The 11,894-nt window shown below is 73.8% G+C and carries 7 protein-coding genes; all 7 read right to left on the reverse strand.

Annotated elements, in window-relative coordinates; translation table 11 throughout:
* Nucleotides 1-158 precede the first annotated feature (158 nt).
* The 7 genes from OG286_RS18470 to OG286_RS18500 all read right to left on the reverse strand — a co-directional run bounded on the left by OG286_RS18470 (nucleotide 159) and on the right by OG286_RS18500 (nucleotide 11,891).
* Nucleotides 159-1,751: an AMP-binding protein gene (locus OG286_RS18470; protein WP_405365498.1), complete on the reverse strand. Its 1,593-nt coding sequence runs from the start codon at nucleotides 1,749-1,751 to the stop codon at nucleotides 159-161.
* Entirely contained in the window at nucleotides 1,751-1,999 is a 249-nt protein-coding gene (locus OG286_RS18475; protein WP_396325923.1) for a phosphopantetheine-binding protein, read from the reverse strand. The genes OG286_RS18470 and OG286_RS18475 overlap by 1 nt, the downstream gene beginning before the upstream one ends.
* A 108-nt stretch (nucleotides 2,000-2,107) precedes the next feature.
* The gene (locus OG286_RS18480; RefSeq protein ID WP_405365500.1) at nucleotides 2,108-3,076 is read right to left on the reverse strand and encodes an ACP S-malonyltransferase; all 969 of its coding nucleotides are present in this window, start codon (nucleotides 3,074-3,076) and stop codon (nucleotides 2,108-2,110) included.
* An 11-nt stretch (nucleotides 3,077-3,087) separates the two neighbouring features.
* Nucleotides 3,088-3,327, reverse strand: a complete 240-nt coding sequence (locus tag OG286_RS18485; RefSeq protein ID WP_396325925.1) for a ferredoxin — start codon at nucleotides 3,325-3,327, stop codon at nucleotides 3,088-3,090.
* A complete protein-coding gene (locus OG286_RS18490) occupies nucleotides 3,324-4,529 on the reverse strand; it encodes a cytochrome P450 (RefSeq protein ID WP_396325926.1) in 1,206 nt (401 codons plus the stop codon). The genes OG286_RS18485 and OG286_RS18490 overlap by 4 nt, the downstream gene beginning before the upstream one ends.
* Complete coding sequence (locus OG286_RS18495; RefSeq protein WP_396325927.1) at nucleotides 4,526-5,476, reverse strand: proline iminopeptidase-family hydrolase; 951 nt, start codon at nucleotides 5,474-5,476, stop codon at nucleotides 4,526-4,528. The genes OG286_RS18490 and OG286_RS18495 overlap by 4 nt, the downstream gene beginning before the upstream one ends.
* 190 nt (nucleotides 5,477-5,666) lie before the next feature.
* Entirely contained in the window at nucleotides 5,667-11,891 is a 6,225-nt protein-coding gene (locus tag OG286_RS18500) for a type I polyketide synthase (RefSeq protein ID WP_405365502.1), read from the reverse strand.
* Nucleotides 11,892-11,894 lie beyond the last annotated feature (3 nt).

The following is an 11,894-nucleotide window of genomic DNA, read 5'->3' on the forward strand; positions in this document are numbered from 1 at the left end:
TCCGCAGTTATTCGATCCCCGTAGGAAAGGGTGTCCAACGCCATTCTCCTGTCGCCGAATCCGGGGTCCGCGCCGGCCGGGAAACGACCGGCACGGACCTCGAATGGGGGATTCAATCCCCAACGACGCTACTTAGCGGAGGGCCGGACACACCACCCCTAGTTCCCCCTACTGCCGCCGCCTTCTTTACCTGCGGCAATCAGGGCGCCGGCGCGATTCCGCAGTTCCTTGCAGTCGACTTTCCGGTTGGCGTTCAGGGGCATTTCACCGAGCAGTACATAGCGCTTGGGCAGGAGTCCTTGCGGAAGCACCTCTCCCAGTTGTTTCGCGAACGCGGCGGGGCGGACCGCCTCGGGGCCGGTGTAGAAGACGACGAGCCGGATGCCGTCGTCCGTCACCGCGTCCACGGTGACGGCCTCGGTGACGCCCTCGACGGTGCTCAGCGCGTGGTCGATCTCGGCGAGTTCGACCCGCCAGCCCTGGAGCTGGACCTGGGCGTCCATCCGCCCGAGGTAGGCGAGCTGGCCACCGGCCGGATCGCCGACCCGCCGCACCCGGTCGCCGGTGAGGTACCACGTCCGGCCGTCGCGTTCGACGAAGCGGCCGGCGGCGTCGGCCGGGTCGAGGTAGCCGGGCGCCATCTGCGGCCCTGAGACGCAGAGTTCGCCCTCGTCGGCCACCACCCGGCCGTCCGCGTCCAGCAACTCGTACGCGTGGCCCTCGTGGACGGCCCCGATCGGCACGACACCGTTGACGGCCAGGCCCGGCGAGAGCTCAGGGTCCCAGCGGTGGGCGGCGATGGTGACGGTGAACTCGGTGGGGCCGTACAGGTTCTCGACGACCGAGCCCGGGGCCGCCTGCTGCCAGTCGGCCGTGTCCTGGCACTTGAGCGCCTCGCCGGCGAAGAAGCTCCAGCGCAGCCCGGGCAGGGCGCCCGGGGCGAGGGCGCCGGTGCGGCGGGCCAGCGAGATGCCGCTGGGGGTGGAGAACCACACCGTCATCCGGTGCTCGGCCAGGTAGCCGGGCAGGTCGCGGTAGCCCTGGGGCGGAATCCACTGGGCGGTCGCCCCGGCGCCCCACGCGCAGAACAGGTCGAACAGCGAGCAGTCGAAGTTCAGGTCGAAGGTCTGGGAGAACACGTCGTCCGGGCTGAAGTCGTAGCGCCGGTCGAGCAGGTCGAAGTAGTGGCTCGTGTTGCCGTGGGTGAGCGGCACGCCCTTGGGCCGCCCGGTCGAGCCCGAGGTGAACAGCAGGTAGGCGCGGTCCTCCGGCCGGACGGCGACGGGCGCGTCGAGCGTGTGCCGGTCCCGGACGGCGACCCGGCGCAGCCCGGTGCCCAGCACCGCGTCGTCGGGGACGAGCACCGGGACGTCGCCGCCGGGGCCGAGCAGCCCGGGCAGCGCGGCGCTGCCCGGACCGTCCGCGATGACCGCCGACAGCGGCGCCGCGTCCAGCATCGCCCTCGTCCGGGCCTGCGGGAAGTCGGGCCGCAGCGGCACCACGGCGGCGCCCGCGTAGAGCGCCGCCAGGATGCCGGTGTAGGCGGTGACGCCCTTGCCCGCGAGGACGCCGACGGCCGCCGGCCGCCCGTCCGCCGCGGCGAGCAGGGAGCCCGCCCAGCGCAGGGCGAGCTCGTGGGTCTGCTCGTACGTACGCGTCTCGGCCCCGGCCCGGAACGCCGCGCGCTGCGGCGAGAGCGCCAGACCGCGCAGGAACCGCCCGGCGAGTGTGTGCGCAGACGGCCCGCCCATCACGCGGCCGGCTGGAGCAACGAGGAGAGGGCGGCCCACAGGACGCCGGGCGACCGGAAGGTCTCCAGGCTCAGCGCGTCGTCCTGGAAGCGCACGTCGTAGGCGTTCTCGAGGGCGGCCAGCAGCTCGACGGTGCCGAGCGAGTCGAGGCCGAGGTCACGCAGCGGCGTGTCGGCCTCCAGCTTCTCGTCCTCGTCGAGGAAGGGCAGGTAGGTGAGCAGGATCTCTTCGAAGGTGTCGTCCCACATGGGTGGTCTCCCTGTTCGGTGAAGGTGGACGCGGAGGCGGGGTGAGGCGGATGCGGGTGCGGTGCCGGGCGGTGCGGGTGCGGTGCCGGGCGGTACCGCGGTACGGGCTCAGGCCGCGGTCGCCGCCGCCCGGCGGGCGCGGGCACGGGGCCGCATGGCGAGGGCCGGCGAGGCCGCGACGACCTCGAAGTTGTCGCGGGTCACCGGGACGCGGCCGAACAGCGAGTCCGGCCCCGACACGCACACCCGGCGCACGCCCAGCTCCTTCAGCGAGGCGACGACCGAGGGCCACCGCATCGGCGTGACGAAGCTGTCGAGGAGCATGGTGCGCACCTCGGCCGCGGTCGTCAGGACGCGGCCGTCCTGGTCCGCGACCACGGGCAGCTTCGGGTCGTGGAAGGTGAGCGAGCCGAAGACCTCCCGCTCGACCCGGTCCCGGAGCCCGCCGAAGGCCGTGCAGTGCACCGGGGGCCGCATGGTGTAGAGCGACATGCCGCCCAGCGAGCGCAGCCTCGGCAGGAACCACTCCAGGCTCGGCTCGCGCATCGACACCATGTGGAAGTCGTGGTCGACGTGGCACGACACCTCGCGGAACTCGCCGCGCTCGTCGAACTCGGCGAAGAGATCCACCAGTTGCTCCTGCGGGGTGCGCAGGAAGGAGTGCGTCACGACGTCCTGGTGCTCGGTGCGGAACCAGTCCTCCATGCAGCGGGCGACCTCCGCCGTCATCAGAACGGCCTCCTCGAAGGAGAGCGCGCCCGAGTACGCGGCGAGCACCTTCTCGCCGAAGCTGGGGCCGGTGCACACCTCGGGCACGAAGCCGAGCTGTCCGGCCGCCCACTCCGCGGAGGCCAGGCAGTTCACCAGGAAGGCCACCTGCGAGGCCTCCGAGTAGTCGCCGCCGTCCTGGTCGTCCCGGAACCGGTCGAGCAGGTTGTAGCCGAGCGCCTCGTCCGCCCGCGCGACGAACTCGCGGGCGGCCGGGTTGATCAGCATGAACTTGCCGACCTCGGTGAAGGGGGAGGCGCTCATGCCGGGGAAGACGATCGCGGTCTGCGCCCTGATCGCGGTGTTCATGGAGGTACCTCTCAGGCCTCGGGGGCCAGTTGGCGGCCCGTGTCTGCGTCGGTGACCGTGATGGCGAGTGCCGGGCAGGTCTCGGCCGCGTCGAGCACCGTCTGGTCGGGCCCGACCGTCCCGGCCGGCGGTTCGGCCTTGCCGGCCTTCATGACGAAGTGGCGCGGCGCCGCGGCCGCGCACATCGACGAGCCGATGCAGGCGGCCGTGTCGACGGTGATGTTCCAGCGTTCTCCAGGGCGTTCGCTCACCACGTCACCCGCAGAGCGAGCGGGCCGCGCACCAGGCCCTGCTTCCAGGAGATGGCGGCCGGGTCGCCGGCCAGGGCCAGCTCCGGGAAGCGCCGCACCATCGTTCCGAGCATCACCTGGAGTTCCATCCGGGCGAGCTGGGCGCCGACGCAGTGGTGCGCGCCGTGCCCGAAGGCGATGTGCGGGTTGTGCTCACGGGTGATGTCCAGCCGGTCCGGGTCGGCGAAGACCTCCGGGTCGCGGTTGGCCGCCGAGAGCGACGGCAGCACGAACTCGCCCGCGCGGACCGTCGCGTCCCGGAACTGCACGTCCTCCGTGGCGTACCGGGGGAACAGCGCGGCCGAGTTGAACGGGATCCACCGCAGCAGCTCCTCGACCGCCCGCGGCACCAGCGCAGGGTCCCGGCGCAGCAGGGCGAGCTGGTCGGGGTGGGTGAGGATCGCGTACAGGAAGTTCGGGATCTGCGAGGAGGTGGTCTCGGCGCCGGTGGTGATCAACCCGACGATATGGGTGGCGAGTTCCTCCTCGCTGAGGCGCTGTCCCTCGTCCCGGGCCCCGACCATGATGCCGACCAGGTCGTCGGTGGGGTGGGTCCGGCGGGTCGCCACCAGCTCGGCGACGTACCCGAACAGCGCCTCGAAGGCCTGCCGGACCGACTCCTCGCTGCCCTCGGCCGTCGACATCAGGGCCTGGGACCACTCCTTGATGTTCTCCTGGTCCTTGTCCTCCAGGCCCATCAGCTTGCCGATGACCGCCGAGGGGATCTGGAAGGCCAGCGACTCGACCACGTCGATCACCCGGTCCCCGGGCCGCGCGACCAGCTCGTCGAGCAGCCCGTCGACGGTCCGCTGGGTGTCCTCGCGCATCGTCTCGACCCGGCGGGCGGTGAACACCCTCGCCATGATCTTGCGGATGCGGGCGTGGTCGGGCGGGTCCATGGCGAGCAGGCCCGTGCCCGAGGCGTCGACCTCCCGCAGCCGGGGCGGGTCGCCGGCGACCGCGCGCTCCCGGCTGAACCGGGGGTCGCTCATCACCAGGCGCACGTCCGCGGCCCGGGTGACGAGCCAGCCGTTCTCGCCGAACGGCATCCGCACCCGGCTCAGCGGCTCCTCCGCGCGCAGCCGCGCGTAGGTGGGGTCGAGCTCCAGGGCCCGCGCCGGACCGAACGGGTACGCGCGTACCCGTGGTGTGCTCGCCGTCATCCGCGTCCTCCGGGTGCCGCTACGGCGTCGGGGGGCAGCCCGGCACCGGGGAGAAGTCCTTCGAGGTAGCCGAGCAGGATCTCCTTGAACCGCTCGGGCTCCTCCAGGTGCGGCACGTGGCTGGAGTTCTCCAGGATCTCCCACCGCACCGCGGGGATCCGGTCGAAGTACGGCTGCACGGTGGCCGGCGTGGCCTCGTCGTACCGGCCGGTGAGCAGCAGGGTGGGCACCTTGATGCGGTCCACCTCGTCGATGACCGACCAGTCCTTGAGCGTCCCGATCACGTGGAACTCGTTCGGGCCGTTCATGGTGTAGTACACGGTCGGGTCGTCGTAGATCTCCATGAAGGAGGCGACGAAGTCCCGCGGCCAGGGCACCACCCGGCAGACGTGCCGGTCGTAGAAGACCCGCATCGCCGTGAAGTACTCCTCGTTGTCCGTCGTGCCGGCCGCCTCGTGGTGGCGCAGCGTCTCCTGGACGTCGGCCGGCAGCCCGGCGCGCAGCACCTCCATCTCCTGGAGCCACAGGACGTAGGAGGCCGGGGAGTTGGCGATCACCAGGCCGCGAAGGCCGGCCGGACGCTCGGCCGCGTGCGAGGCTCCGAGGATGCCGCCCCAGGACTGGCCGAACAGGATGTAGTCGTCGGCCACGTTCAACGCGTCGAGCAGGTTGTTCAGTTCGTCCTTGAAGAGCTGGACGGTCCAGAAGTCCTTGCCCCGGTCCGGGAGATGGCTGGAGCCGCCGTTGCCGAGCTGGTCGTAGTGGATCACCGGCCAGCCGGAGTCGGCCAGTTCGGTGAGCGCCAGCAGGTAGTCGTGGGTGCTGCCGGGGCCTCCGTGCAGCACCACGACCGGCGGCTTGCCCGAAGCCAGATCCCCGGTCACGCGGTACCAGGTCTTGTATTTCCCGAAAGAGACAACACCCTTGGCACTCGCTGGTCTTGACATCGTTCTGTTCCTCTCCGAATTGTCCGGCGAATTTACCCACCTCCGGGTTGAACTGCCTGGGTCCACCGGGGAGGACGTGCCCGTACTGACGGCGCCGCGGGAGCTGATCCTGTGGACGCACGCTATACGAGCCGCCTTCCCCGGACAGACCCCTAAGCGGCCCCTACGAACCCCAGAGCCAGGCTGTTCCTCAACGGCCGGACACAAACTGACGGCACGCCACCTCGACCCACTCCTCGACGGCCGCGGCGGCGTCCGCCGCGTAGGTCTCGATGATGGTGAAATGCGTGCCCGGAACCTCCGTGAGGGTGTGCGCGGTCGGCCAGACCGCCCGCCACTCCTCCTCGCCGGCCTTGGGGACGGCCACGAAGGACTCCGTGGGCCGCACGAACAGCACCGGGGTCTCCATCTCGGCCGGCCGCACACTGCCGATCAGTTCGACGTAGCGGCCCATGGCGCCGAGGCGGGTCACGTTGAACCCGCCGAAGTCGTCCTCCCGGTCGAACATGCCGACCATCATCTGGCCCCAGAACCCGTGCGACTGGTTGTCGTCGTCGCCGGTGTTCGGCAGGTAGGAGTCGAGCAGCACCACGCCGGCCGCGGGAGTCCCCGCGCGCTCCAGGTGTTCGGCGGCCGCGTGCGCGAACTGCCCGCCGGACGAGTAGCCGACGATCACGAACGGCTGCCCGGCGGCCGCCTGGAGGATGTGCGCGGCGAAGGCCTCCACGGCCGCCGGGACGGTCGCCGGCAGCCGGTCCGCGGGGTGGAACCCGATGACGGGCAGGGCGATCACGTCCCGCACGTCGCGGAAGCCGGCCGCGAACCGCGCGTACTGCTGGGCGCCGCCCATCGCCATCGGCGACGGCAGGCAGACCAGTGCCGGGCCCTGCGGCCCGCGCGCCAGCCGGACCGGCTCGGGGAACACCGCCGCCTCCGGACCGCCCTCGGCGGCCGTCTTCTCCCGCAGGTCCGCCAGCGAGTGGAACCAGGGCCGGACGTGCCCGGCCGCCTTCAGCAGCCGGATGCCGCCCGGCAGGTTCTCGCCGAGGATCGCCTGCCGGAACAGGCCGCGGAAGGACTCCGGGTTCTCCCCCGGGCGGTCCGCCGCCTCGGCGGCCGGGCCGGGCCGGCCGCCCCGAACGGCGGCGTCGGCCAGCCGCTCGCGCAGGTGGGCGGCGAGCGCCACCGGGCTGCGGTGGTCGAACAGGGCGCTGGTGGTGAGGTCCGCTCCGGTCGCCTTGTTCACCAGGTTGCGGATCTCCGTCGCCGACAGCGAGTCCACGCCGGCCTCCAGGAAGTCCCGCTCGGGCTCCGCCTCGTCCGCCGAGGCGTAGCCGAGGACCACGGCCGTCCGGCTCAGGACGATACCCAGCAGGATCCGCTCCTGCTCGGCGGCGGCCAGCCCGGCGAATCCGGCGGGCAGACCGCCCGCCGCGCCGGCCTCCCGGGCCCGGCGCACCGGCACCCGCACCAGCTCGCGCAGCAGGGCGGGTACCTCGACCACGGCCGCCCGGGCCCTGATCGGCGCCGTGTCGAGCCGCACCGGGACGAGAGCGGCCCGGTCGGCGCGCAGCGCGGTGTCGAAGAGCTCCAGACCCTCGTCACCGGAGAGCGCCAGGATGCCGGAGGCCGCGAGGCGCTGCCGGTCGGCCTCGCCGAGGGACTCGGCCATGCCGTCGGTCGCCGTCCACAGGCCCCAGCCGAGCGAGACGGCGGCCAGGCCGGCGGCGCGGCGCCGCTGCGCCAGGGCGTCCAGGAAGGCGTTGGCCGCGGCGTAGTTGGCCTGCCCGGCGCTGCCCATGGTGCCGGCGAGCGAGGAGAACAGGACGAACGCGGCCAGGCCGGCGCCGCGGGTCAGCTCGTCCAGGTGCACGGCGGCGTCCACCTTCGGACGCAGCACCCGCTCCAGGCGCTCGGGCGTCAGCGCGGCGACGGTGCCGTCGTCCAGCACGCCGGCCGTGTGCACGACGCCGGTCAGCGGGTGCTCGGCCAGCACGGCGGCGAGCAGCCCGGCCAGGGCCGTACGGTCGGCGACGTCGCAGGCGGCGACGGTGACGCCGTCGGCGCCCGCACCGGCCAGCTCCTCGCGCAGCTGCGCCACCCCGGGCGCCTGTTCGCCGCTGCGGCTGACCAGCAGCAGGTGCCGCACGCCGTGCGCCGCCACCAGGTGCCGGGCGACGACCCGGCCGAGCCCGCCGGTGCCGCCGGTGACCAGCACGGTGCCGTCGGGGTCGAACACGGGCGTCCCGGCGTCCGCCCCGGACCGCCCCGCGCGGCGCAGGCGGGGGGCCAGCAGCCGGCCCCCGCGGACCGCGAGCTCGGGCTCGTCCAGGGCCACCGCCGCGGCCAGCAGCCGCGCCGCGACGTCGCCGCCGTCGGTGTCCAGCGTGGCGAACCGGCCCGGGTACTCCTCGTGCGCGGAGCGCAGCAGGCCCCAGACCGGGGTCTCGGCGAGCCCGGGCACCGCCTCCCCGGCGGAGACCGCCACCGCGCCCTCGGTGAGGACCAGCAGGCGGGAGCCGTCGAGGCGCGGTTCGGCGACCCAGCGCCGGAGCACGTCCAGGGTGTACCGGGCCGTTTCGTGGGCCCGCTCGACCAGGCCCTGCCCGGCGGCCGGCGGCTGCCGCAGGACGACCACCTCGGGCACGGCCTCGCCCGCGTCCAGCGCCGCGGCCAGCCCGTCGAACCCGGGGTGGACCGGCGTGCCCGGCCCGAAGGCCGCCCCGCCGCCGCCCAGCACGGCCCAACCGGCGGGAACGGGGACGGACTTGGGCGCGGGTACGGCCACCCAGTCGAGCTGGAACAGCGCGTCGCCGGCCCCGCCGGCCGGCCCGAGCCCGGCGGCCGGCACCTGACGGACGACCAGGGAGCCGACCGAGGCCACCGGGCGGCCCTCGCCGTCGGCCAGGTCGATCGTCACGGCGCCCGGCTCTCCGCCCGACTCCTGGCCTGCCGCCCGAACGCGGACGCGCAGCGCCGTCGCGCCGGTGGCGAAGACCTCGACGTCGGACCAGGCGAACGGCAGGCCGCCGTCGCCCACGGCCGCGGAGAGGCCCACCGCGTGCAGGGCCGCGTCGAACGCGGCCGGGTGGAGGGCGAACAGCTCGGCGTCGGCGTGCGCGCCGTCCGGGAGGACGACCTCGGCGAACACCTCGCCGTCCAGCGTCCAGGCGGCCGTCAGCCCGCGGAACACCGGCCCGTAGACCAGGCCGCCCTCCTCCAGGTTCGCGTACAGCTCCGCCACGTCGGCCGGCTGCGCGCCCGGCGGCGGCCACGCGGCGGCGTCGGCGGCCGGCGCGCCGTGGCCCGCCCCCACCACGCCGGTGGCGTGCCGCGTCCACGCGGCGCCCTCCTCGGCGTCACCGGCCCGCGCGTACACCCGGGCCTCGCGCTCGCCGTCCTCGTCCGCGCCGGTGAGCACCACCTGCAGCACGACGGCGCCGCTCTCGGGCAGCACCAGCGGGGCGGTCAGGGTCAGTTCGCGGATCCGCTCGCAGCCGACCTGCCGGCCCGCCCGGAGCACCAGGTCGGCCAGGGCCGCCCCCGGCAGCAGGACGGTGCCGGCCACCGTGTGGTCGGCGAGCCAGCGGTGGGTGTCCAGCCCGATCCGCCCGGTCAGCACGAACCCGCCGGAGTCCGGGAGTTCGACACCGGCCCGCAGGAACGGGTGCTCGGCATCGACCTGCCCGAAGGCGGCCGCGTCGCTCAGGTCGGCCGCGGCGTCGAGCCAGTGGCGCTCGTGCTGGAAGGCGTAGGTCGGCAGGTCGACGCGGTGGGCGCCGGTGCCCCGGAACACGGCCGTCCAGTCGACGTCCGCGCCCGCCTCGAACACGGCGGCCAGAGCGGCCAGCAGGGCGGGGGCCTCGTCGCGGCCCTTGCGCAGCGCGGGCACGAGTAGGGCGTCGTCGGGGTCGGCCAGACAGGCCTGGGCCATGCCGGTCAGCACGCCGTCGGGACCGAGTTCGAGGTAGCGGGTGACGCCGGCGTCTTCGAGGGCGCGGATGCCGTCGGCGAAGCGGACGGCCTGGCGGACGTGGCGCACCCAGTACTCCGGATCACGCAGCTCCTCGCCGTCGGCGAGCCTTCCGGTGACGTTGGAGACGACGGCGAGCCTGGGCTCGCCGAAGGTGAGACCCCGGACGACGGTCCGGAACTCCTCCAGCATCGGCTCCATCAGCGGCGAGTGGAACGCGTGCGAGACGGTCAGCTGCTTGACGGCGGTGCCCGCCGCCGCCAGCCGGTCCGCGATCTCGCGGACCGGCTTCTCCGCACCGGAAATCACCACGGACGAAGGCCCGTTGACGGCCGCGACACCGACCTCGGCCTCGTGGCCCTTGAGTAGCGGCAGCACGTCCGCCTCGGCGGCCCGGACGGCCACCATGACGCCACCGGCGGGCAGCGCCTGCATCAGCCGGCCACGCGCGGCGACCAGCGTGCACGCATCCGCCAGCGACAGGACCCCGGCCACGTGAGCGGCGGCGATCTCGCCCACCGAGTGCCCGGCCAGGAAGTCCGCCCGCACACCCAGCGATTCGACCAGCCGGTACAGCGCCACCTCGACGGCGAACAGCGCCGACTGGGTGTGGACCGTGTCGTCCAGCGAACCCGACGTGCCGGCGATGACCTCGCGCAGCGACACACCCAACTCACCGTCCAGGAGCCCACACACCTCGTCCAGCGCGGCCGCGAACACCGGGAACACCGACGCCAGCCCGGCGCCCATCCCGACCCGCTGCGAACCCTGACCCGTGAACAGGAACGCCGTCCGGCCGCCGATCCGCGGCTCCGAGGAACCGCCGCCGGCCACCGCGGCCAGCCCGGCCAGCACCTCCTCACGCGTCGCACCCAGCACCACCGCACGCCGGTCGAACACCGTCCGCGAGGACGCCAGCGAGAAGCCGACGTCGGACAGCCGGGGGGAGTCGTCGGCGGCGACGAACGCGTGCAGCCGCTCGGCCTGCGCCCGCAGCGCCTCGTCCGTCCGGCCGGAGACCGCGAGCGGCACCGGCACACCCGACGGCCGGCCCGCACCCGGATCCTCGACGGTCTCCTCGACGGGCTCGGCCGCCGGGGCCTCCTCCAGGATGACGTGCGCGTTGGTGCCGGAAATCCCGAACGACGACACACCCGCCCGGCGCGGCGCACCGTCCGCCTTCTCCCAGGCGCGGGACTCCGCCAGCACCTCGACGGCGCCGGCCTCCCAGTCCACGTGCGAGGACGGGGCGTCCACGTGCAGCGTCTTCGGCAGCACCTCGTGCCGCATCGCCTGGACCATCTTGATGACGCCGGCGACACCGGCGGCGGCCTGGGTGTGGCCCAGGTTCGACTTCACCGAACCCAGCCAGAGCGGCCGGCCCTCCGGCCGGCCCTGACCGTACGTCGCCAGCAGGGCATCGGCCTCGATCGGGTCACCCAGCGTGGTGCCCGTCCCGTGCGCCTCCACCACGTCGACGTCGGCCGGCGCCACACCGGCGTCGGCCAGCGCCGCCCGGATCACCCGCTGCTGCGACGGACCGTTCGGCGCCGTCAGCCCGTTGCTCGCACCGTCCTGGTTCACCGCCGACCCCCGCACCACCGCCAGGATCCGGTGCCCGTTGCGCCGGGCGTCCGACAGCCGCTCCACCAGGACGACGCCGACACCCTCGGCGAAGCCGGTACCGTCCGCCGCCTCGGCGAACGCCTTGCAGCGGCCGTCGGGCGCCAGCCCGCGCTGGCGGCTGAACTCCACGAAGGTGCCCGGGGTCGCCATGACGGTGACCCCGCCCGCCAGCGCGAGGTCGCACTCGCCCCGGCGCAGCGCCTGCACCGCCAGGTGCAGGGCCACCAGCGAGGACGAGCACGCCGTGTCCACCGACACCGCCGGACCCTCCAGGCCGAAGGTGTAGGCGACCCGGCCGGAGACGATGTTCCCGCTGCCGAAGCTGTTCGGGTAGTCGTGGTACATCACGCCCGTGAAGACGCCCGTCCGGGTGCCCTGCAGGGTGGCCGGCCGGATCCGCGCGTGCTCCATCGCCTCCCAGGAGGTCTCCAGCATCAGCCGCTGCTGCGGGTCCAGGCCCGCCACCTCGCGCAGGCCGATGCCGAAGAACTTGGCGTCGAACTCCCCCGCGTCGCGCAGGAAACCGCCCCGGTCGCTGTAGCTGGTGTTGGCCCGCTCGCTCTGCGGGTCGTAGAGCCGTTCGAGGTCCCAGCCGCGGTCGGCGGGGAACCGGCTGATGCCGTCCCGGCCGTCCCGGACGAACTCCCAGAGCTCGTCCGGGCCGACGGCGCCGCCGGGGAAGCGGCAGGCCATGCCGACGATGGCGATCGGCTCACGGGTGGCCGCCACGAGCTTGCGGTTCTGCTCCCGCAGGCGCTCGGTCTCCTTCAGCGAGGACCGCAGTGCCTCGACCAGCTTCGAATCGTTCTGGACCATGAC

This window comes from Kitasatospora sp. NBC_00039 (genome assembly GCF_045160625.1).
Taxonomy (GTDB): Bacteria; Actinomycetota; Actinomycetes; order Streptomycetales; family Streptomycetaceae; genus Kitasatospora.

Excerpts from the sequence above, each read along its gene's own strand:
- OG286_RS18470 (WP_405365498.1), bottom strand. The coding sequence starts at position 1,751 with ATGGGCGGGCCGTCTGCGCACACACTCGCCGGGCGGTTCCTGCGCGGT.
- OG286_RS18475 (WP_396325923.1), bottom strand. The coding sequence starts at position 1,999 with ATGTGGGACGACACCTTCGAAGAGATCCTGCTCACCTACCTGCCCTTC.
- OG286_RS18480 (WP_405365500.1), bottom strand. The coding sequence starts at position 3,076 with ATGAACACCGCGATCAGGGCGCAGACCGCGATCGTCTTCCCCGGCATG.
- OG286_RS18490 (WP_396325926.1), bottom strand. The coding sequence starts at position 4,529 with ATGACGGCGAGCACACCACGGGTACGCGCGTACCCGTTCGGTCCGGCG.
- OG286_RS18495 (WP_396325927.1), bottom strand. The coding sequence starts at position 5,476 with ATGTCAAGACCAGCGAGTGCCAAGGGTGTTGTCTCTTTCGGGAAATAC.
- OG286_RS18500 (WP_405365502.1), bottom strand. The coding sequence starts at position 11,891 with ATGGTCCAGAACGATTCGAAGCTGGTCGAGGCACTGCGGTCCTCGCTG.